Origin of the sequence: Paenibacillus sp. FSL H7-0716 (genome assembly GCF_038002705.1) — a bacterium.
GTDB lineage: Bacteria > Bacillota > Bacilli > Paenibacillales > Paenibacillaceae > Paenibacillus_AQ > Paenibacillus_AQ odorifer.
Genome location: NZ_JBBODA010000004.1, coordinates 355059 through 377542, shown reverse-complemented (window position 1 = coordinate 377542; position 22484 = coordinate 355059). Strand labels below are relative to the sequence as shown.

Annotated in this window: 17 protein-coding genes; 3 read left to right on the top strand and 14 right to left on the bottom strand. The window is 45.5% G+C overall.

Annotation, left to right across the window (positions count from 1 at the left end; genetic code table 11):
• From MHH60_RS08205 to MHH60_RS08160, 10 genes are all read right to left on the bottom strand, one after another.
• The coding region (locus MHH60_RS08205) for a DEAD/DEAH box helicase (protein ID WP_341161127.1) at positions 1–1171 on the bottom strand (1171 nt) is incomplete at its 3' end.
• Positions 1172–1560: 389 nt separating this feature from the next.
• Complete coding sequence (locus MHH60_RS08200; protein ID WP_076132604.1) at positions 1561–3228, bottom strand: ABC1 kinase family protein; 1668 nt, start codon at positions 3226–3228, stop codon at positions 1561–1563.
• Positions 3229–3576 carry a phasin family protein gene (locus MHH60_RS08195; protein WP_076132605.1) on the bottom strand — a complete coding sequence of 116 codons (348 nt, stop codon included), beginning with the start codon at positions 3574–3576 and terminating at the stop codon, positions 3229–3231. It lies immediately after the preceding gene.
• 97 nt (positions 3577–3673) lie between these two features.
• Complete coding sequence (locus tag MHH60_RS08190) at positions 3674–4312, bottom strand: ThuA domain-containing protein (protein ID WP_076123974.1); 639 nt, start codon at positions 4310–4312, stop codon at positions 3674–3676.
• Positions 4313–4517: 205 nt separating this feature from the next.
• On the bottom strand, positions 4518–5330 hold the full coding sequence (locus tag MHH60_RS08185) for a uroporphyrinogen-III synthase (protein WP_076132608.1): 813 nt from the start codon (positions 5328–5330) through the stop codon (positions 4518–4520).
• A gap of 103 nt (positions 5331–5433) precedes the next feature.
• Positions 5434–7437 carry a methyl-accepting chemotaxis protein gene (locus MHH60_RS08180; RefSeq protein WP_179088843.1) on the bottom strand — a complete coding sequence of 668 codons (2004 nt, stop codon included), beginning with the start codon at positions 7435–7437 and terminating at the stop codon, positions 5434–5436.
• Between the two features lie 229 nt (positions 7438–7666).
• A complete protein-coding gene (locus MHH60_RS08175) occupies positions 7667–8062 on the bottom strand; it encodes a Fur family transcriptional regulator (RefSeq protein WP_076123979.1) in 396 nt (131 codons plus the stop codon).
• Positions 8063–8153: 91 nt separating this feature from the next.
• Complete coding sequence (locus MHH60_RS08170; RefSeq protein ID WP_076132612.1) at positions 8154–9251, bottom strand: Ger(x)C family spore germination protein; 1098 nt, start codon at positions 9249–9251, stop codon at positions 8154–8156.
• On the bottom strand, positions 9248–10348 hold the full coding sequence (locus MHH60_RS08165; protein WP_076132613.1) for a GerAB/ArcD/ProY family transporter: 1101 nt from the start codon (positions 10346–10348) through the stop codon (positions 9248–9250). The genes MHH60_RS08170 and MHH60_RS08165 overlap by 4 nt, the downstream gene beginning before the upstream one ends.
• A complete protein-coding gene (locus MHH60_RS08160; RefSeq protein WP_076132615.1) occupies positions 10348–11706 on the bottom strand; it encodes a spore germination protein in 1359 nt (452 codons plus the stop codon). Before MHH60_RS08160 ends, MHH60_RS08165 begins: the two co-directional genes overlap by 1 nt.
• 159 nt (positions 11707–11865) lie before the next feature.
• Between MHH60_RS08160 and MHH60_RS08155 the strand changes: the two genes are divergently transcribed.
• The 3 genes from MHH60_RS08155 to MHH60_RS08145 all read left to right on the top strand — a co-directional run bounded on the left by MHH60_RS08155 (position 11866) and on the right by MHH60_RS08145 (position 15409).
• Positions 11866–13413 (top strand): FAD-dependent oxidoreductase, encoded by a 1548-nt coding sequence (locus tag MHH60_RS08155; RefSeq protein WP_076132617.1) that lies wholly within the window; start codon positions 11866–11868, stop codon positions 13411–13413.
• Between the two features lie 148 nt (positions 13414–13561).
• Positions 13562–14281, top strand: coding sequence for a 3-ketoacyl-ACP reductase (locus tag MHH60_RS08150; protein WP_036681981.1), 720 nt, complete (start codon positions 13562–13564; stop codon positions 14279–14281).
• A gap of 816 nt (positions 14282–15097) precedes the next feature.
• Entirely contained in the window at positions 15098–15409 is a 312-nt protein-coding gene (locus MHH60_RS08145) for an antibiotic biosynthesis monooxygenase (protein WP_076132619.1), read from the top strand.
• A gap of 417 nt (positions 15410–15826) precedes the next feature.
• On the opposite strand, the gene MHH60_RS08140 is transcribed toward MHH60_RS08145, so the two are convergent.
• The 4 genes from MHH60_RS08140 to MHH60_RS08125 form a co-directional block, all read right to left on the bottom strand.
• A complete protein-coding gene (locus MHH60_RS08140; RefSeq protein WP_076132620.1) occupies positions 15827–18052 on the bottom strand; it encodes an MMPL family transporter in 2226 nt (741 codons plus the stop codon).
• Positions 18053–18263: 211 nt separating this feature from the next.
• Entirely contained in the window at positions 18264–20159 is a 1896-nt protein-coding gene (locus MHH60_RS08135; protein WP_076123991.1) for an ABC transporter ATP-binding protein, read from the bottom strand.
• Complete coding sequence (locus MHH60_RS08130; protein WP_076132622.1) at positions 20156–21916, bottom strand: ABC transporter ATP-binding protein; 1761 nt, start codon at positions 21914–21916, stop codon at positions 20156–20158. The genes MHH60_RS08135 and MHH60_RS08130 overlap by 4 nt, the downstream gene beginning before the upstream one ends.
• A complete protein-coding gene (locus MHH60_RS08125) occupies positions 21909–22430 on the bottom strand; it encodes a MarR family winged helix-turn-helix transcriptional regulator (RefSeq protein WP_081383179.1) in 522 nt (173 codons plus the stop codon). Before MHH60_RS08125 ends, MHH60_RS08130 begins: the two co-directional genes overlap by 8 nt.
• Between the last annotated feature and the right edge of the window lie 54 nt (positions 22431–22484).

The following is a 22484-nucleotide window of genomic DNA, read 5'->3' as shown; positions in this document are numbered from 1 at the left end:
CGCCGCTTTGGCGACCGCCGCCTTGCACAGGGATGAATTCGCCAACGCCGAATTCGTCCTTCTCGTAACGGCGGCGATCCAGCCGCTGCGAGATGCCATGCTCGATCAAATCCAGACCCTCTTGATCACGTGGAGATACGAAAGTAATCGCAAGCCCTTTGCCACCAGCACGGCCAGTCCGGCCAATCCGGTGAATATAGCTATCCACATCAAGCGGCATATCATAGTTAAAGATGTGAGTAATACCTTCAACATCCAGACCCCGAGCTGCTACGTCTGTCGCTACAAGCAGCTGCAGCTTCGCATCACGGAATCTTTTCATCACACCTTCACGTTTACCTTGGGACAAATCACCGTGCAGCTCGTCGCATTCATAACCGGCTGCTTGCAGCGCTTCGTTCAGGTTGGATACCCGCCGTTTCGTCCGGCAGAAAATAATAGCCAAGTAAGGACGATCCCGTTCAATGAGGGATTTGAGCGCTTCTTCTTTATTGCGGTCCGAACATTCCACTACTTGCTGTTTGATATTATCCAGCGGAATCGGAGAACCACTCTTAATGATGATATCCAGTGGCTCTTTCATGTAATTAGCAGCGAGACGTTTAATCGGATCAGGCATTGTCGCGGAGAACAACATAGTCTGACGACGATAAGGGACAGCCGTAATGATGGTCTCAACATCCTCCAAGAAGCCCATGTGCAGCATTTGATCGGCTTCGTCCAGTACAAGCATTTTTACGCCGCTAAGATCCAGCGTCTCCCGGCGCATATGATCCAAAAGTCTGCCCGGTGTACCGATGATAAGATGTCTGCCGCCTTCCAGCTTGCGCAGTTGCTTCTCTACATCCTGACCACCGTAAACCGCCAATATTTTAATATCCGTATGACGCGCCAGCTTGCGTGCCTCTTCTGTAATTTGCAAAGCCAGCTCACGTGTTGGAGCCATAATCAGCGCCTGAGGATAAGCCCGCTCCGTATGGATCTTGTCCATAATTGGCAGCAAAAAGGCCAAAGTCTTCCCTGTACCTGTCTTCGCTCTAGCTATTACATCCAAGCCCTGCACCAATGGCGGAATGGCTTCCTGTTGCACTGGCGTAGGTTTAACAATGCCTTGACTTTGAAGCAATGTACACAGTAATTCTGAAACTCCTAAATCTTTAAATCCCGGCAAATTCTCCACCTCACTATTTTCTCGGTTTAATTTGATTACATCTCTTTCTTAACTTCCGTCTTCAAAAGCCCTGTTGAGGCAGCCTGCATAGGCTGTCCTGTTCTGGGGCATATGCTTCAGATTCAGCTATATTCAAACAAAAGCGGAAGAACACCGTCACCGGCATCCTTCCGTCCCATGTATCCCTTGACCCGTTAAAAGAGTGCGGTCAAAGTTCGGTTTCTGGGCAGCAGCGATCCACCGGACGTTAAGACGGCACTCCATTTGCGTTCCATTCCACTTTATACAATAGAAGTAAAGTTAAGCTTAGAAAGTTATCTTTTATATTGTACTTGATAGAAAGGCATTTGTGTGAAACTGCTGAAGAATAATTATTCAAATCCCTTAAGCTAGAACCTTCCCGATTTAAAAATCGCATAGATCAGCCACAAGAACATCAGAAGTGCCACTACGCTGCCAACCTCTACTGTAGGGAAATTCCATAACACTGAAGGCTGTCCACGCATCGCAGTACCAATAATGAGTCCTGTCATGATGATGCTAAACGCGAGCATCACAATACTGAATGCTAAACGGTTACCTACCCGGTCCAGCTTACGCTCCAGATTCTGCATCTCAGGTGCCACAATCTCCACCTTTATCTTGCCCTTACTGATCAGCGCGGATAACTGCTTAGCCTGCCCAGGAAGCTCCAGCAGACTCTCTGTTAAGTCGGCTACGCCTCCCAGGAACTTACGCTGCAATCGACTGCCGCTAAAGCGCTGCTTCACAAGTTCCCGCCCAAAGGGTTCCGCCATCTCCAAAATACTGATGGTTGGATCTAAGTTGCTGATGACTCCCTCCAGCGTGAGCATTGTCTTCCCTAACATCGTCAAATCCGGCGGCAGCACTAGACGGTGTTTTCGCGCTATGCCGAACAGATCATTCAGGGCTTTGCCTATACTCATTTTGCTAAATGGAACATCATAATATTCATCCCGCAGCCGATCCATATCATCATGCAGCGCACTTCGATCAGCATCCTCAGGAATGACTCCAAGACGCAAAATTGCCCGGACCATTGCATCCGTATTTTTGCGCATCAGAGCGATAATAAGTGCAGACAGCTGCTCCTTCATCTCCTCATTCAGCCGGCCCATCATGCCAAAATCAATCAAAGCCAGCTTTCCATCACCCATCCGTATAACATTGCCCGGATGAGGATCAGCATGGAAAAAACCATGAATGAAAATTTGTCTAAGCATCATTTCCACAAGTTGCTGAGCAATGGCTTTAAGCTTAACGCCTTTACTCAGCAACTCATCGCGGCGACTCAGCGTTGTCCCTACCACATATTCCATCGTCAGCACTCGTGCTGACGTATAGTCCCAATAGATATCCGGGATGTACACTCCCTCATAATCCATCTGCTGATCGATTTTCTCTGCATTACGTCCCTCTTGGCTATAATCCAGCTCGCCAAGCAGCGATTTCGAGAACTCCTCTACCATACGGCATAGCTGATATTGCCTCGCCCAGCTGAGCCGCTTTTCAGCAAGCGTACTTAAATCTTTGAGAATTTCCAAATCCCTGCTCATCGTTCGCAGAATACCCGGACGTTGAACTTTAACAGCTACGACTTGTCCACTGTGAAGCTCAGCCCTATGCACCTGACCGATGGATGCCGCAGCAAGTGGCGTATCCTCAAAAGAGTTAAAGATTTCATCCATATGCTGATCCAGTTCCTGCTCAATGATCGCACGCACGCGGTCGACAGGAAAAGGAGGCACATTATCCTGTAGTTTTACCAATTCCTGAATAATAGAATCAGGCAGCAGATCTGAACGGGTACTGGCGAGTTGTCCCAGCTTAATAAAGGTCGGGCCCAAATCCTCCAGCACCAGCCGAATCCGCTCCCCGAGCGTAAGGCTTGTGTGTGCTTCCTGCGTTACAAGACGACGTGGAAGGGATAGTAAGTGATAGAGCCCCAGCTCTTCCACCATATAGCCAAAACCATGGCGCATAAGCGCCATGGCGATTGCCCGGTAACGTCCGGCATGTCTAATGCGTACTGCCATTTAGTCCGAACGCGTTTCCGCCGATGTTCCCTCTAGATGGGAAATCCCCTCTAGCTCGGCCAACCGGCGCTCCAATACTGCAATTCGCCCTTCCAGCTCGGCAATATCGTTTTGTACAGGCACATTCATTTCCTTCAGCACGCGTTGTACTTGCTCTTGTACAGCAGACTTGAACATGCCTCGTTCTTCCTCACCACGATCAATCAACCGATCGACGAGAGCCCTAGATTCTGAAGGAGCAAGCTCCCCACGTTTCACTAGTTCTTCAACAACCTTCTCTACTTTTTCCTTACTGACAATGGTGAGGCCCACTCCTAAAGAGATCGCTTTTTTAAACAAATCACTCATGGCACTTTCCTCCCAAAGATTCCGTTTCATTACATAACGGAGTTTATAATTAAAGTATACCCCACTGTGTACGTATTTCAAAAAAACACAACATTGCTTAGTTAGTGACCGGAATACGGGCAGCCCAAGTAGCCGCCTGTAGAATTAGTTTACGTAGTGCCGGATGACGGAAGGAGGGTTCATGATGACCAGGCATAAGGAATACTACGCGTCCTAAACCATAGCTATGGCACCATGCAGCTGGAATCCATTGCCCCTCAGATTCATATTGAAGCAGAATAGTCCGTTCTGTGAACGGGTCAAATTCAAAATGATAGGGCTCCTCATCCAATTGGAAATCTTCCACACCTTCGGTGATGTCATGCTCCAGCACCTTGAAGTTCAGGGGTTCATAAGCTGTGTGTCCGTTAAATCGACCCCCGATTAGCTGAGCAAGCTCGTTACGTTTCGTCAGCGAAGCTCCCGTATGGAGAACAATGAGTCCTCCTCCTCCGCTTACATAGCTGAGCAAACCAGCCGTTTGTTGAGGGGAGACTGTTTCGTTCCACAATTCATTGTAAGCAATACATAGGTCATAACTTGCTAAATGCTCAATGCGCATTAATTTTTTATTTTCTGAACATTGCACGGTTAATAAATCATTTAAGATCTCGCTAATTTGTTGGTCCACTCCTTGAAGTGGATGAAACCGGGGATGGGTGTAATCACCAAGTAATAGACATTTTCTCTTGTCCATGGGATTCTCCTCCTTATTCGTTGTTATTATTCGTCACATGTTGCCTATATTCTAAGGAAAACTGCCGCGAATGTCCATGCAGATGGCAGGTATATTGCTCTTTGGGCTTATTTTTCCGGGTAAAAAAGCATCCCCGGCCATGATAACAGGCGGGAATGCTTCTGTGTGATAACGTCATTCGTGTAAAGCTAACGCAACTTGTGACTTAGCGATTGGCCGCCACATATTTGCCTAGCTCTACAATCATGCTTCCCATCCGTTCATGCTCAGGCATAATGATACGCTGTACGCCCTCTTCTTTAAGCGCCTCTGAGGTAATCCGCCCTACAGAAACAGCAAGCACTTTATCCTCAAAAGACTTCAGCATTTCTTCCAGCTTTCCCTGTTCCCGGGCAAATTGACAGAGGAAACGAAACTGTGGTGCACTCGTAAAAGCCACGGCATCAATTTTGCCTGATATGATTTCTAGAAGCAATCTTCCCAGTTCGCCCGGCTCAGGTGGGGTATGGCGATACGGCAGCACTTGGCGGGTAGTAGCGCCAGCCTCCTGCAGCCATGCAAGCATATGAGGAGCTGGATCGCCGTGCAACTGAAGAACGACTTCTTTCCCCTGCAAATTCAGGGATTGAAGTCCACGAATCAATCCGATTGTACTTCCGTCGTCGTCACGAATCTCCGGCGTAAGTCCTCTTTTTTTCAAAGCATTCACTGTCTTATAACCCCGTGCGGCAATAATAGAACCAGAAAGTACTTCTAAGAAACGTTCTTCGATCCCCATTCGCTCAGCCATATCGAAGAGAGCATCAAGTCCCATCCCTGTAGTCAGGATCGCCAAGTAGGGAGGCTGATTGATCCATGCATTCAAACCTTCCTGCAAGGCCTCATCATCAAGAAATACAGTCCCTTGAGCAGGTCGGCATACTGCCGTCCCCCCCATATTCTGAACCAGCTTGGCCATTTCTTCGGATTTGCGCGGACCCGCCAAGGCGACAGTGATCCCTTTTAATTGCTCTGCCATTTCCTATTATCTCTCCTCTCTCCATTGCCTAACCCAACATTATTGTTTATCAGTATACTTGCAAAGGAGTTCAAAAGGGAAGATAAAAAGCACGGTTCTCCTATCAGAAATCATTCTTATTACCAGAAGCGTTTATCTTAAAGCGGCTCGCCAGCTTCTGCAGTTCTTCTGCAAGACGGCTAAGGTCGGTAGACGAAGAGGCCATCTCCTCTACAGAAGCAAGCTGCTCTTGTGCGGCAGTTGCGATAGTTTCCGTATTCACAGCCGCCTCTTCCGATATGCCGCGAATTTCCCCAATAGCCTTCTCCATATGATTAGACTCCACCAATAAGGTCTGCACAACCCCGCCCATGGCTTCAATCTTCTCCGCGGCACTCTTTACTGCTCTTCGGATACGAGAGAAAGAACGTCCGGAAGTATCCACAGCCTCAATACCTTCGGATACGCGCTGTCTGGTGTCTTCCATCGTATGAGTTACCAGCAGCATCTCACTATTAATAGCGGTAATCTGTTCGGCAATCAAATGTGCGGATCTCTCTGATTCCTCTGCCAGCTTACGCACCTCGGCAGCAACCACCGCAAATCCACGCCCTTGTTCCCCGGCTCTGGCTGCCTCAATGGAAGCATTGAGGGCCAGCAGGTTGGTCTGGCGGGCAATCCCGGTGATGACACCAACAATGCCCTCAATTTGACTGGTCCTTTCATTCAGCTTGTCAATTACACTGCCCAGCTCTCCGACCGTTTCATGGATACCATTGATTTTGTCCACCACGCTGATAACCGAATCATTGCCTTCTGATGCTGAGAGTGAAGTCTTGTCCATCATTGTGGATACTTGCTCCATATATGTGGAAATCTGCTCGACCTCGCTAGCTGTAGCGGCAGTGCTCTCCATTCCTTTTCGTACACTAACCACCTGTCGCTCCGTCCCTGCCGCTACGTCCTGAATCGCTATGGTCACCTGCTCAATCGTTTGGGCAGTCTGATCCGCACTAGCCGTCAGTTCTTCCGCTGAGGAGGAGACATTGCTTGTCATCTCCTGCACGCCAATGATCATCTCGCGCAAGCTGATCACCATTAATTGAAAATTCTCTGCCAGCAGCCCTATTTCATCTTTACGGAAAACACCCATGTCTTCCGACAGATCACCTTTGGCTATCACCGCAGTTGCTTTCCGCAGCCGGAAAAGCGGTCTCAAAATCGATTGAATATTAAAATAGATCACAACCAGCGCAAGCAGAACGGAAACTACAATAACAAGCAGAGCTGTATCGCGGATTCCACTAGTTGCTGAGTTAACCTCATCAATGCTGATCGTACCTCCGATTCTCCAACCCGTCAGTTCATTGACCATAAAGGTCATCTTTTTGGACGTATCCTTGAAGACATAATCGAAGACCCCTTGTTCTTTTTCGAACATTTTCTTAACAAAATCATCAGACGATTCCTGCCCGATAGCTTCTGTAGGATGAACTAGAAACTTCTTGCTGTTATCAACGATGAGGATATAACCTTCCTTGCCTACCTTAATTGAGGTCAGCTCCCCTAAAGTAGACAGGTTAAGATTCATTGTGATCACCCCATCACCGCCCTTAAGAACCGTTGATATCGCAATCGCGGTTTCCTTATTTGCGGTTTGAAAAGCCGGAGAAATCACTGCCCCTTTTCCTTGCTTCAGAGAATTAATATAGGCGCTTTCCTGCCTTGGATCATAACCCTCTGGCAGCTTAGCATCTAAAGCATGAATAGCCTTGCCATTGCTTGTACCCACATAGATGTCCAGTACATCCGGATGCAGTGCCACATATTCCTTCAGTCTGGCTTTTACAGCAGAGGAAGTCCCCCCAGATCCCTCACTGTTGATCCCCTCAGATGAAAACTCCGCGGCAAAATAAGAAATCGCATCTATTTTGGATTGAATATTAGAGTTAATGATTTCATTTACGGCTAACACACTTTCGGTAGCATTGTTCACCAGTTGATCTTCCACTTCCTGGCTGGCAGCTTGATAGGTTCGCCAGCCTATTATAATACTGGGCAGCAGCAGTATTATTAGGTATGTAAGAATTAACTTGGCACGGATAGTCATACCCGCATTTTTTTTCATAGACATCATCATCTCTCTCTCATCTGAGTCTTAGGCAAGGATACATTTACCAGACTTAATATATAATTTTATATCTGTTTTAGGAACCGATTTTCCTCCTATCTTTCTTCGTTTTTCTCATTTTTTTTGAGAATTGTCATATAAATGCAACAAAAAAGGCCGCCTCAATGAAAGCGGTCTCTTCCGATTTACTTATTATTGCCGCAGCACAGGCTCCGGCACTTCTATCCTAATTATTCTTTTTGTTCTTACAGTTCGGGCAGACGCCCCCGAATACTACATGGGCATGACCAATGGTATAACCGGTATCCTTGGCCACTGTATTCATCCATTCACGCGGAACTTGATTCATAACCTCATCTACTGCTCCACAAACTTCACAAATGATATGCTGGTGATCATCCATACGTGCATCATATCTGCTGGCAGCTTCACCAAGCTTAAGCTCACGAATCATTTGTTTATCTGAAAGATAACGCAGAGAGTTATATACCGTACCGTATGCTAAGCTATGTCCCTGCTCTACTAGCCGATTCATTACTTCCGCAGCAGTAGGATGGTCATGTGAATTAAGGACGATATCGTAAACAGCTTGACGTTGGGAGGTCAAATTTAGACTTTTCATTCCTATCATCCTCTAATTTATTTTTAGATCAAGTATAAATCTTGTGAATGGGAACGTCAATCCCATTTTTATCCACGTGTTACTTTACAAGCTACCTAATCATTCCGGAATATTTAATGTCTACATCAGCCTTCACTTGGAAGTCAAGTTTAGAATAGAGTTCCTTCCACACTTTCATTTCCGTATCGTTATTAAAGTGTCTTGCTCCATAATGCAGCCCCCAACCAAAGGGATCAAGACCACTTGCTTGAATTTTGGTCAGCAATGCTAAGATATCCACTTCCAGTTCTTTTCCCCCAGCAACTGCAATTTTCTCCAGCATGCTATGAGTCACCAGATCTGGGCTACTACTCTCTTCGAGAATACCTTTTATCTTAATATGATAACGAATAGTAGCTTTTCCTTGCTCTGGTGTCACGATTTTATAGTGCGAGGATGACCTCTCTGTGTAATATTGAAACATAATTCCCTCGGAATGGGCGGGTAAGTTAGTCCGCAGATTCGGGCGTGACAGCAGATTATATAGCCGGGTCTCATTTGGCGTAAGAACCATTTTGATTTTCTCATTATTCAGCAGAGCAATTTTATCAATTAAAAACTCCTTTTCCCCTTTAGCCTCGATAATCGGCAGGATCGGATCAATCCCCTCCTCAAAAACATTTCTCATCAGCTGATAGGAATACACACTAGAAATAAATGGAGACTCCGTGCCTTGTCCACTCATAGCCAGGATAAGAGAATTCGATGGGATCCGCTCTGATTCGGGTCTTACCTTCAGCACTTGAAGTGCTTCCGGACGCCCTATTGCAAAATTAATAATAAGCTGTATATCTCTACGTCGCACGGCCCAATCCATAACATGGAGAATATCTTTACGGGCAACCTCCTCCCCCAAAATAATTGATTTACAATGGGAGTAATCAAGCTCCTTTTCCACTCTGGATTTCATTCTACGAAGCGCTTCCGAAATGCTCGAAGACTCCTCCGTCAAGATCTGCATCTTCTCATCAATCTTGGTGACATCCCCCTGAGGGATAGCAAGCTTCAAGCTAATCTTAAAATTTCCTTCTTCTGTACCTTCATCAACGCCGATCGCTAGCACAAAAATCCGCAAATCAATTTCCTTGAAGTCACAACCAGGGAGAAGCAGGAGTAAGGTAATCCCAATTCCAGCAAGCACTCTTCTCATAGCTTCCCCCTCCTAACTTTGCGATAACAATAAAACAGCAGAGCGATGATAAACATCTCACCAAACCAGCGAATTTGCAGAAACCAGGCACCAAACATGTTAAGCTGATATTGATCCAGCCCCATCAAGGACAGAACCATCGCGCTAAACAAGCCTAGGATGCTCCACTCTTTCCAGCGCTCTGCTTTTGGGGACTGTTTTTTAACAGATGAAATGGCCCCTTTAAAGAGCTCTAGACCTCCATGCCAATGAACGATTACACTTACCAGAGATAAACTCAAATAGGCAAAATAAAAAATAAACAGCATCCGTTCAATAATAAAGGATTCTATCCGAATACTGTCGGCCGTCGAGAACCATGTATACACATGTTTATCAATAGCAACGGTTCCGAAATAGCCGATGGGAACTAAAAAAGTCAAGAGCAATACGAAAAGACCCTCCACCCCTATAATCCAGACATGTTTCAGCTTCAGCCCATGAAATACCCGATTAAATATGGCCAGGTTTAAGTAACCACTGAACGAAAAGGTAGCCGCCGCAAGGCTCATTAGGTCCGGCTTATGCCAGAGATATGTAGTAATCTGCAGAACAGAATCCCAATTGAAGTCCGGATTGAGCAACGCTTTTACGAGGCCATAAATAATTAATGGTAAAGTTACGCTGAGAATGATCTCAAGCCCATACAAGAGTGATAGAGAATCAAAGCGACAGCAGATGCAGACCAAGACTAAAAAACTGATCACAACCGTATAAGGATTCGAATCCGGGCTGATAAACCGCAGCGTGATATCTACAAAAGAAAGCAATGTAACTCCCCCAGCCACACACCATAAGCCGGCAAAAAGGACCAGTAAGGTTCTGGCTAACTTCTTAGGAAGCAAAGAGTGAAATATTTCCGGAAACCCCTTGCCGGGGAATTTAGCAATCAGAACAGTAAATGTATAGACAAACAAAGTGCCCAAGATCGTTCCGATTAGTATGGACATCAAAGCACCACCAAAACGTCTGTCTATTAGTTCCCTTGGAACAAAATTAATGATGTTGATCACGCTGTTCATCAGAAAAAGACAGTAGAAATAACGGCTTTTGGCCATCAATGGCCCCCGCCCTTCTTCTTGCCCAGGGTATCGAGAAAAAACAATCGGAAATAGGGTTGTCCAAAGCTGCGCTGCTTGCATAAATACATGGCAAAGCCCACTACACAGACCACTACACCAATCAACCCTAAAAAAGCTGCGGCAAAAAGGAAAATATATTTCAGCACGCGTATCGACAAGCTCATCATATTCAGCGGAATTAAAAAATTGGATATTGCAACCGCAGAGACCAATATAATCATGATATTCCCTACTAGCCCTGCTGCCGTCGCCGCTTGCCCCAAGATCAGACCTCCTACAGTTGTAGCCGTTGGACCAATCGCCTTGGGAAGCCGTAAACTCGCCTCAGTCAGAAACTCCATCATCATAAGCATTAAAAGTACTTCCACAAAAGATGGATAAGGTACTGTTGCACGACTACCCGAAATAAGCAGTGCAATCTGCACCCGAATAATTTCTGGATTATACGAGGTGAGGGTTACATAGAATGCAGGCAGCCAAAGTGTCATGCCTACACCGATAATCCGCAAAAGCTTCAGAAAACGCCCCACGATAGGAAATTGGATTTTATCATCCATGGATGTGAAAAAGTCATTAAAAATAGACGGCAGCACTATCGCATAACCCGTAGTATCCAGCATTATCGCTACTTTTCCTTCAGATAAATTAAACACAACCCTGTCCGGTCTTTCGGTGATAATGGACTTGGGGAGTATTCTTAATTTATCACTGCTTATAAACTTCTCAAGTTCGCCTGTAGCCTGCAAAATATCAACCTTTAACGTCCCCATTTTCTCACGTAATTCCTTTAAAACATTCTTATCCACCCGACTGTTATCGTATAGAATCGCTATTTTTGTTTTGGAGACATCGCCGATGACCATGGTCTCCATTTTGAGATTGGTGGATTGATACCGCCGACGAATCATGTTCATATTCACTGCAATATCCTCAGTTAGCGCATCTGAAGGCCCCTGAGAAATGCTTTCTGCAGATGTTTCATTAACCCCGCTGATCTCCGTATTCATAGCATCAAAGAAACAGAACGTATCCTTCAAACCCAGAAGAATATATCCGCTAAGCAAAAGCTCAATCGCCTTATCCTTTGTAGTCGCCTCTTCACTGCCCGGATACGTCAAAATGTAATTTTGATAAGCGTTGATATTCTCCATCTCATAGAACGGTGCAATTACATTTCGGCTGAGGATCTGCGAATCCGCAACGCTTTTGATATAAAGTAGGTCGACCTGCCCAAAAGAGGTAACGATCGTCTTATCGATTAAATCCGCGAACCCGTTCAGCTGATCTTTGATCCATTCCAGAGAAATATTGTCCTTATCCTGTTGAACTGACATGGAACATCATCCCTCCTCTTTATCCTTTACGTCCCGGTTCCCACCTTATTTTGGCACTGTTTCTCTGAATTCATGCACAGCACGATTGAATGGGAAGTTTCTTTTCACAGGACTGTGGTAATAAATGAGATGAAGATTGTAAAGATGGAGGGATAATAGATGGACCCAAACCGTAAGATAACGCAAAGTCTTCCACAATTTCCGGAATCATTATGGAGAGATACCACGGATTTACCGACTTTCTCAAAGCTGGCTGAAGATATCTCTACAGATGTCGCAGTGGTAGGCGGTGGAATTACAGGCATTACAACAGCCTATCTCCTCAGCATAGCAGGCTACAAAGTCACGCTCTTGGAAGCCGGGGAAATTCTAAGTGGCACAACGGGTTTTACCAGTGCAAAAATCTCAGCACAGCACGGGTTAATCTATCATCATTTGATAAAGCATTTTGGGCAGGAGCAAGCCCGGCTCTATTATCGCTCGAACAGCGAGGCTATGAATTGGATCCAGAATACGGCTGATGAGCTTGAAGTATCCTGCGACATGAAACAGGAGGCAGCTTTTCTGTACGCGGATGCTGAAGATCATAAGACGCTTAAACAGCTGGAGGAAGAGTATAAAGCCTATGAACAATTGGGGCTGCCCGGAGAGTGGCTAGATAACGTCTCTATCCCTCTGATGGCCAGTGGTGCCATTAAATTACCAGGACATGCCCGCTTTCACCCGCTGCAATATCTGAAGGGGCTACTGAAGGTCATTCAGGATAAAGGTGGCGTAATCTATGAGCATACGATGATGGCGGATAAGGTGGAGAAGAACGATAAGCTTACGCTTTTTACTGAAAAGGACGAGTATCGGATCACCTGCCGCTACGCCGTTTCGGCTTCTCATTTCCCCTTTTACGATGGAGGAGCACTATATTTCTCGCGACTGCATGCTGAACGTTCCTACTGTCTGGCGATCCAGCCTGAAACGGATTTTGAGGGTGGAATGTATCTAAGCGCAAGCGAACCCACCCGTTCTCTGCGTGCAGTAGAGTGGGAAGGCAGGAATCTGGTCATTGTCGGGGGAGACAATCATAAGACGGGCCAGGGCATCTGCACGATAGGACACTATGAGAATTTGGAGCTATTCGCAGGAAATCTGCTCGGCATCAAAACAATCCCTTACCGTTGGGCAGCACAGGATTTAATCACCCTAGACAGGGTGCCCTACATCGGCAAGATTTCAGACGATAAAGAGATTTATATTGCCACAGGCTTTGGAAAATGGGGCATGACAAGCGGTACGCTGGCTGCACAGATCATCTCGGATCAGATTCAGCGCAAAGATAATCCATATTCCGAATTGTACGATCCGTCCCGCTTCAAAGCTGGCACCAGTCTGAAAAACTTCATCGTACAAAATGCCAATGTGGCAAAAGAGCTCGTGGCGGGCAAAGTGGAAATCGTCCATAAAAAGACAACTGATTTAGAAGCTGACGAAGGGGCCGTTGTGTTCCATGATGGCAAACGTGTGGGAGCTTATAAGGATACAGAAGGTAAACTTCATCTGGTGGATAGAACCTGCACCCATATGGGCTGTGAATGCGAATGGAACAACGGGGATCGCTCTTGGGATTGCCCTTGCCATGGTTCCCGCTTCTCCTACGATGGGGAGGTTTTAGAGGGTCCTGCTTCGGTACCGCTGACGAAACTCCATGAATAATACTTTTCATGAAAAGGCAGTTCGGCTTCATGAAAATTTGCAGCCCCTTCTCTAAGAGGCGATTGTAATTGCCCTATAGCATTCAGGTATAATAAGACTTGAATGAAGCAGCTGCTTCAAAAAAGTTTGAAGGAGAGTGACGATAGAGATGGATTTGAGAGGAAAGAGTGTTGTAATTACTGGTGCAGGCAAAGGGATCGGAAAAGCCTTGGCTATGGCACTGGCTAAGGAAGGTGCTAATTTAGGCCTGATCTCCAGAACTTCAGGTGATCTCGAAGCGTTAAAATCAGCCTTAACGGAAGTATATGACGTTAAAGTCAGCATTGCCGTGGCCGATATCGCTGTACGCGAAGAAGCTGAACGTGCTGTTGCTTCCCTGCAAAATGAGCTTGGAGCATTTGATGCATTAATCAACAATGCCGGGATCGCAAAATTCGGCACTTTAGTAGAAATGGACCCTGCAGACTGGGAGCGCCACATCCAAGTTAATCTTTACGGTACTTATTACGTAACTCGTGCTGCACTGCCTGCGATGATTGAGAAAAATGGCGGAAATATCATCAATATTTCATCCACAGCCGGAGAGCGCGGCTTCGCGACAGGCTCTGCTTATTGCGCGTCCAAGTTCGCTCTCATGGGCATGACCGAAGCCCTCGCACAAGAAGTGCGCAAACACAATATTCGCGTCGTAGCCTTGACTCCAAGCACGGTCAACACTGGCCTAGCTTCCAATGCTGGACTCAAAATCGGTGACGAAGATCGAATGATGCAACCTGAAGATGTTGCTGAATTGGCACTGACAGCTTTGAAGCTGCCGGATCGCGTCTTCCTAAAAACAGCAGGACTATGGACCACCAATCCGCAATAAAATCGCGCTGGACGCGGAGGGAGCCGGATGATCTGGGGTGATTGCACTTTGTGCATTCAATTTAGTGGCTCCCCTCCTTTTATGCGAGTTGGGCTTGATTCTATTGTACAGAATGCAACAGACTGCCTTATCCAGATAACATTCAGACTATTCTGTTGCACATTCTGCAATGTAACTTCATTTGGGGCTTTATTAGGTAACCGGGACTGGAATTAGGTGCTAGCTGTAATGGTGGTTTTGAGTAAACACTTTGGAGTTCAGTTGCACTTTGGCTTAGAGTAACGTTACGATTGAGGTGGCACTTTACTTGCAGTAGTTACTTTAACATGCAGCAGTACTTTAACTTGCGATAGCCACTTTACTTGCAGTAGACACTTTACTTGCAGTAGACACTTTACTTGCAGTAGACACTTTGATTTTTGGCAGGTACCTGAGTTTGCACCATACTTAACGTTTAAATAGATAATAGTTGCACTTTGTACATCTATTCAGCGCAATTAGAGGAGAAATCATACTTTAGTTGCACTCTATACAGTTAAAAGAAGGCTATTCTCGGCTATTCACCAGATTCGCACAAATTAGTTGCAGAGAATACACTTATTCGATCGTTTCGGGTGTGACGGATAATTTAAGTGTACAAAGTGCAATTAAGCGCCCGCATTCTTGTGTCTTGTGGGATGGTCTTTTATTTTTGTTAGTTGAAAACACGATGTTACCTTGAAATCTTGGCTAATTTTCGAGGTTCCTATGTTATATTATTTTGATTCACAATGTCCTGAAAAATATACTAACTTTCTGATCGGAGGTTTATCTATCATGCTGGTAGTAACTAATACTATTAAAGTAAAAGAAGGTCATGGCGAAGCCATTGCTCAACGTTTCGGAGGAAATAATGGTGTGCAGGATATGGCAGGGTTTGTACGTATGGAGGTTTGGCGTGGAAATGCCAAGGAAGGTGTCGAGGAACTAAAAATCTGCACCGTATGGGAGAATGAGGATGCATTCAAAGGCTGGACCTCCAGCGAGTCCTTCCGTCAGTCGCACCGTGGTGCTGGTGGTAATGACGCAATTCTGGGTGCTTCCATCGATAAATATGAACTAATGATCAGCCGCACGCCCGGTAACTAAGTATTTGGATCACCCAAACAGAGCCGTAGCTTGATGGAACCAGCAGTGTGTACGGGATAGTTGCCCGATAAGTACAGTTAGCTAATTAACTGTTATTGCTAGGTAACCGGTGCTACGCGCTAATTGACTATTACCACTCGGTTAACCGTTACAGCCACCTAACTGTCTTTTACCTCTTCGGCTAAGACAACCAGCAGGCTAATTAGCACAGTTATCGCTTCTAAATGCTAATTGCTACGGTAAAAACTTAGAGTAATTATCGTCCAACAGACTGTTTGATTAACCTATTAGATAAAGTTCAGTTAGTTGGTACAAGCAGCGCTATTATCCAGCGATGCCCTGTGCTCAAGCCTAAAACAAACAGGGATGTCCGGAGCCAATTTGGCTCTGGGACATCCCTGTTTGTTTATAAACTCATTATTTACTTACATCTGGCTGAGGCGTCTCCACCTCTTGATGTTTACCCGGCCAGAATGACCAACGGCCAAAGAGCGTCGTAATAGCTGGTACAAGGAACGGACGAACCACGAAGGTATCCAGCAGAACACCTAGAGCGGTGATGATACCGAACTGCACAAGCACCTGGATCGGCAAGCTTGCCAATACAGCAAATGTACCTGCCAGAATAAGGCCGGCAGAGGTAATTACCGAGCTGGTCTCATTCACACCTTCCGCGATAGCCTGCTTAAGCGGCATGGTTTTACGCTTTTTCCAGATATTCGAGATCATGAAGATGTTGTAGTCTTCTCCAAGTGCCACCAAGAAAACAAAGGAATACAGTGGGATCGCTCCCTGAATGGCATCTGCTCCCATCACATAGTGAATGATAATCCAGCCTAAGCCAAGCGCTGAGAAAAAGGAGAGAATAACGGTGCCGACCAGATAGATGGTGGCCACTATTGAACGCAGATATATCAACAACAGCACGGTGATCATTCCGATGACTACGGGGATAATCAGATCGGTGTCCCGATCCCCAATCTCTTTAGTGTCATGCTGTGTTGCCGTCTGTCCGCTTACCCACACGTGATCCGCAGGGTTCGCAACGTCTACATCGATTAATGCCTGCTCTGCGGTAGCAAGAAGAGTAGGAATATGACCCATCGCTTCTAGTGAATATGGATTGCTTTTAAATTCAATATCAAAACCAACAATATCTTTGTTTACTGCCCCCTGCTGCGGATCGGAAACCGTGTCCACATAAGTAAGTCCGCCAAGAATGACCTTTAGATCCTCTCCACTCGCTTTTCCTTGGGTATCAATAATCAGCTTCGCTGGAGCCAATTCTCCGGGAGAGAATTGTTTGCCAATAAGGTCGAAACCTTCGCGAGACTCCATATTTTTAGGAAAAGAGGATAGGATATCATACGTAAATTTGATGCCACTGGAAAATGAAGCCAGAATCCCCAGTCCGATAACGGTCACGCCTACGATAGCCCAAGGCCGGGTTATTACCAAGCCGCCAATGCCCTTTTTACGGGAAACTTTGGGTTCAGGAACAGGTTTGCCTTTAGCCTTGGCCCGTTCTACCTCCATTTGCGGTGTGCGCGGAATGAATGGGAAGAACGAGGTCCGTCCGAAGATTGCCAGCAGTGCTGGTACGAGGGTTAGACTGGCAATTCCCATGATGAAGATAGACACGCTAAATGGAACGGCAAAACGATGATAAGCTCCATACTTAGCCAGCAATAATGCAAACAGCGCGAGCACGACGGTAAAGCCACTCATAGCAATGGCACCTGAAGATTCGGTAATGGAGCGAAGAAGCGCACGACTCTTACTCTCTTCTACCTTCAACAACTGCCGGAACCGTGAGATCAAGAACAGGCAATAGTCCGTACCAGCTCCGAATAACAAAACAGTCATAATCGAGACAGCCTGTGAATCCACTGTGATCCAGCCTTCTTGCGCCATTTTTCCAAGAATCGGACTAGTTACACCATAAGCGAATCCAACTGCAATAAGAGGAATAAACGCCAAGATCGGTGAACGGTAAATCACTAATAAGAACACCAGCACAAGCATAACCGTAGCAATTAACAAGGAAACGTCTGCGTTCTGAAACAGGCCTGAAGCATCTATAGAGATGCCCACTGGACCCGTAACACGTAAACTCAGGTCTTTTCCATCTACCTTAGCCGCAGAGGGGTCTCCACCCGTCTCTGTGTTTATGATCTTCTTCATTTCTGTCACAGCTTCGCCAAGCTGATCACTATCTGCTGTTTTATCAAAAAGCACCGGGGTTACCAGCGTGCTAAGATCCTCAGATAACGAGGCTTGTAATGCCTGTGGCGGCAGTTGTCCTAATGGAGGAACAAAATTCTGATGGGGCAACGGTTGCTGCTCCAACTTCTTGTACACAGCAGTGATATGTACTAAATCATCTTGTGAAAGCCCACCTTCTCTATGCCATACGAGCAGCGCCGGCACTCCACTTCCACTAGGGAATTCTTGCTCTGCAATAGCTGCTGCCTGTACCGATTGTGAATCATCTGGGAGGTTAGGCGCATTATTAGCAACCTGAGAATTCACTGCAGGCCATAACAGGGTAAGTGCACCTACAAGCACTATCCATACGAGAAGAGTAATCCACTTCGTCTTTTTTCCTGCCACCCATTTTCCGTAGCCTGACATTCCCTTCATCCTCTCCTTTACCTTGCAGCCTTAAAAATGAGCCGCGGGTCATTTTTTATTCTATCATATATATGCTTTAATTTTTAATCAAACTTTTTTTATTTTTCAGAAAAATTAAAGCACCTCATCACATATAAAATACCCCTCTCTTCACATAAAAAATCAGCATCATGTGAAAAGAGGGGTTTATGATTAACTATACATTTTTCTTCACTTCAATTTAGCCTACGTCCAAATCTCCTTCAGAGAACTGACTGTTATAGAGATCCGCATAGAATCCGCCTTGGGCCAGCAGTTCTTCGTGGTTGCCTTTCTCGATTACACTACCTTGGTTCATGACAAGGATGAGATCCGCATCACGAATCGTCGAGAGACGGTGGGCAATAACGAAGCTTGTTCTGTTTTGCATCAGCGCATTCATCGCTTTTTGAATCAGCAATTCAGTCCGTGTATCGACACTGCTCGTTGCTTCATCAAGAATAAGAATCGATGGATCGGCCAGAATAGCGCGAGCAATAGTAATCAACTGCTTCTGTCCTTGTGAAATATTAGAAGCCTCTTCATTTAACACCGTATTGTAGCCAAGCGGAAGTGTGCGGATAAAGTGATCAGCATGCGCAGCCTTGGCCGCCCGCACCACATCAGCTTCAGATGCACCTTCACGGCCGTAAGCAATGTTGTCACGAATCGTACCGTTGAAGAGCCAGGTATCCTGAAGCACCATTCCAAACTTGCTACGTAGGTCACTCCGTTTCATGTCGGTAATGTTGACGCCATCAATGATAATTTCCCCATCGTTAAGCTCGTAGAAGCGCATCAACAGGTTAATTAAAGTGGTTTTACCAGCACCAGTAGGACCGACAATCGCTATAGTCTGACCTGGACTAACCTCAATATTCATGTCCTCAATCAGAATAGCATCCTCTTTATAGCCGAATTTCACATGACGGAACTCAACGGAACCTTCCGGAGCACCTTCATCAAGCTTCACAAGTGTAGTATTAACTTCCTTAACTTCCTCTTCTTCATCCAGAAGTTCAAATACACGTTCTGCGGAAGCAATGGTGGATTGAATAATGTTAGCAATATTAGCCGTTTGTGCAATCGGCTGGGTGAACTGACGTGAATATTGAATGAAGGCTTGGATATCCCCGACATCAATCATTTTTTTAGTAACAAAAATACCACCCACAACACAGATAAGCACATAACCCAAGTTACCGATAAACATCATAAGCGGCATAATCATACCTGACATAAATTGAGACCGCCAGCCAGAATCATAAAGCTTATCATTTATTTCATCAAAATCTTTAAGTGACTGCGGTTCGCGGCCGAAAGCTTTAATAATCCGGTGCCCCGTATACATTTCCTCTACATGACCATTCAACTGGCCAAGCGATTTCTGCTGTCTCACAAAATAAGTCTGCGAACGTTTAGAGATCGCCATAATCACAATAAAGCTGAGTGGCAACGTAGTAATCGTGATTAAAGTCAGCCATGGGCTGATGGTAAGCATCATCACAATAACACCAATAATAGTGACGATTGAGGTAATTAGCTGCGTTAAACTTTGCTGCAACGTGGTACTGATGTTATCCACGTCATTCGTAGCACGGCTAAGAATTTCCCCGTGTGTACGGGAGTCAAAATATTTTAAAGGTAACCGCTCCAGCTTGCTGTTAATCTGCTCACGCATGTCATAAACTACCTTCTGCGCTACACCAGCCATTACATACTGCTGAATGTAACTAAACAAAGCACTAAGCAGATACAATCCCGCGAGCAGGATGAGAATATCATTAATATATCCAAAATCAATGGAGGCACCCTCTACACCCATCAGTTTGCCGTAAGCACCTTCGAACAGTTTGGTTGTAGCTTTACCCATAACCTTTGGACTGAAGATACTGAACACCGTACTGGCAATCGCCATAATTAGTACAATAATCAATTGAACCATACGTGGGCGCAAGTATTTGATCAAGCGACGAAGTGTACCTTTAAAATCTTTAGCTTTTTCTGCCGGCATCCTCATTCCAGGACCGCCCGGTCCACCCGGACCTTTATGGCCGCGGGGAGCTGCAGGCTTATGTTCTCTGTTTTGTTCGCTCATGCTATTTCCTCCTCTGACAGCTGCGAGGATACGATCTCGCGGTACACATCACTGCTCTCGAGCAGTTCACGGTGAGTGCCCATTCCAGCAATTTCACCCTCATCAATTACAATAATCCGGTCCGCATCCATAACGGTGCTAACCCGTTGAGCTACGATCAATACGGTGGATTCCGTAGTTTCAGCTTTGAGAGCCGCGCGAAGTTTGGCATCTGTCTTGAAATCAAGAGCTGAGAAGCTATCGTCGAACAGATAAACCTCAGGTTTTCTCACAAGCGCCCGAGCAATGGACAACCGCTGTTTCTGACCACCTGAGACGTTATTCCCGCCCTGAGCAATTTCCGAGTCAAACCCATCCTTCATCGCGGATACGAAATCGTAGGCTTGAGCCACCTTGGATGCATGAATGATTTCTTCATCCGTAGCATCCTCTTTACCGTAGCGGATGTTCTCATTAATCGTACCCGAGAACAATACTGCTTTTTGTGGGATGTAACCGATTTTGCTCCGCAGCTCTTCCTGTGTCATCTCACGCACATCCACTCCGTCTACGCGTACAGCACCTTCATTAACATCATAAAACCTTGGAATCAGGCTAAGCAGCGTAGATTTACCCGATCCGGTACCCCCGATAATTGCAGTAACTTCACCCGGACGAGCACTAAAGCTAATTTTTGAAAGAGCAGGCTGTTCTGCCCCTGGATAGGAAAAAGATACATTCTCAAACTCAACAAAACCACGCAAAGAATCGCGTCCGTCTTTTTTAGTAGCTTGAGCTGTTGTATGCAGTTCACTCTCAGTAGGATCTGTAAATTCAGGCTGCATATCCAGTACCTCATTGATACGCACGGCTGAAGCTGAAGCACGTGGAATTAACACGAACATCATCGATACCATAATCAGAGAGAACATAATTTGCATTGCATATTGGATAAATGCCATCAGGGACCCAACTTGCAAGTCGCCATCACCAATTCGGATTCCACCAAAATAAAGAATAGCAATCATAGAAAAGTTCATTACAATCATCATCAGCGGCATCAGGCCGGCCATGATTTTGTTGACCTTGATAGCTGTATCCGTAAGATCACGGTTAGCTTCGGTGAAACGTCTATTCTCATGATCAATCCGGTTAAAAGAACGAATAACACGAATACCTGTCAGATGCTCACGCAGCACCAGGTTTAATTTATCAAGCTTAATCTGAATGGCTTTAAACAGTGGCAGACCCTTCATCCCAATAAAGAAGATCGCCCCTACAAGTACAGGAATAACGACTACAAAAATCAATGATAATTTAGCATCTTCAGATACTGCCATGATGATCCCACCAATCATCATCATCGGTGCTCCGATCATCATGCGCAACATCATAGTAAGTACCGTTTGAACTTGTGTAATATCATTTGTTGTACGTGTAATCAAGGAAGCTGTACCCAGCTTATCGAATTCATGCAGCGTAAAATTTTCTACATGGTTAAATACTCGTGCACGGGTGAGTTTACCAAACCCGGCTGCTACTTTTGCGGATAAGTAACTGGCAATTACCGAACATAAAGCACCGCCACCTGCAACCAGGAGCATGAAACTACCTATTTTCCAAATATAAGCGCGATCTCCTTGAACAATCCCTTTGTCGACGATGTCAGACATCAGTGTAGGAAGGTATAAATCGCCCATGGACTGCAAAAATACAAGGATTAATACAGCACCAATAGCTACCCTAAAAGGCTTCAGTTGTTTAAATAATTTAATCAAGCTTCTCATCTCCGTTCATTTGTAGCCTATCCCAATCAGGTGGTGGATTATCCTCAACGTATTCATGTACCTTAAGCAATAGCTCTGTGAGCTGTTTAGTGTCTTTTTCGCCTAAGTGCTGTACAAGCTTATCAAGCATCACATCACGATAATGTTCCGCTTTTCGTGTGAGTTCTTTTCCACTTTCCGTTAATTTCACGCGTACAACTCTTCGGTCCGAAGGATCCGCGCGTCTTTCCACCATCTGTTTCGCTTCAAGACTGTTAATCAGCTGCGTGATGGTAGGAGGAGTGAATCCAAGTAGTCGGCTGATTTCAGACACCTTGAGACCCTCTTCATCAGAATGATTCCATTTTTCAATGCATATCATTAAAGTCATCTCACTTGGCTTGTGGCCCTCAACGCCCTTTTGCCATTGAGCTTTGTGCAGGCGTTTCATCGCCGCAAAAAGCCCGTGTGCGACTGAATTTTCAGTATTTTCTGTATTTCCTCCGTTTATCCCAATTTCCTTCACCTCTATTTAGTTAGGTCAACTAATTATTAAACACTATATTATTTAGGCTACCTA

What these genes read in the sequence shown, in the direction of transcription:
- MHH60_RS08200 (WP_076132604.1), bottom strand. Translation starts at nt 3,228, where the DNA reads ATGGCAGTACGCATTAGACATGCCGGACGTTACCGGGCAATCGCCATG.
- MHH60_RS08195 (WP_076132605.1), bottom strand. Translation starts at nt 3,576, where the DNA reads ATGAGTGATTTGTTTAAAAAAGCGATCTCTTTAGGAGTGGGCCTCACC.
- MHH60_RS08190 (WP_076123974.1), bottom strand. Translation starts at nt 4,312, where the DNA reads ATGGACAAGAGAAAATGTCTATTACTTGGTGATTACACCCATCCCCGG.
- MHH60_RS08185 (WP_076132608.1), bottom strand. Translation starts at nt 5,330, where the DNA reads ATGGCAGAGCAATTAAAAGGGATCACTGTCGCCTTGGCGGGTCCGCGC.
- MHH60_RS08180 (WP_179088843.1), bottom strand. Translation starts at nt 7,437, where the DNA reads ATGAAAAAAAATGCGGGTATGACTATCCGTGCCAAGTTAATTCTTACA.
- MHH60_RS08175 (WP_076123979.1), bottom strand. Translation starts at nt 8,062, where the DNA reads ATGAAAAGTCTAAATTTGACCTCCCAACGTCAAGCTGTTTACGATATC.
- MHH60_RS08170 (WP_076132612.1), bottom strand. Translation starts at nt 9,251, where the DNA reads ATGAGAAGAGTGCTTGCTGGAATTGGGATTACCTTACTCCTGCTTCTC.
- MHH60_RS08165 (WP_076132613.1), bottom strand. Translation starts at nt 10,348, where the DNA reads ATGGCCAAAAGCCGTTATTTCTACTGTCTTTTTCTGATGAACAGCGTG.
- MHH60_RS08160 (WP_076132615.1), bottom strand. Translation starts at nt 11,706, where the DNA reads ATGTCAGTTCAACAGGATAAGGACAATATTTCTCTGGAATGGATCAAA.
- MHH60_RS08155 (WP_076132617.1), top strand. Translation starts at nt 11,866, where the DNA reads ATGGACCCAAACCGTAAGATAACGCAAAGTCTTCCACAATTTCCGGAA.
- MHH60_RS08150 (WP_036681981.1), top strand. Translation starts at nt 13,562, where the DNA reads ATGGATTTGAGAGGAAAGAGTGTTGTAATTACTGGTGCAGGCAAAGGG.
- MHH60_RS08145 (WP_076132619.1), top strand. Translation starts at nt 15,098, where the DNA reads ATGCTGGTAGTAACTAATACTATTAAAGTAAAAGAAGGTCATGGCGAA.
- MHH60_RS08140 (WP_076132620.1), bottom strand. Translation starts at nt 18,052, where the DNA reads ATGAAGGGAATGTCAGGCTACGGAAAATGGGTGGCAGGAAAAAAGACG.
- MHH60_RS08135 (WP_076123991.1), bottom strand. Translation starts at nt 20,159, where the DNA reads ATGAGCGAACAAAACAGAGAACATAAGCCTGCAGCTCCCCGCGGCCAT.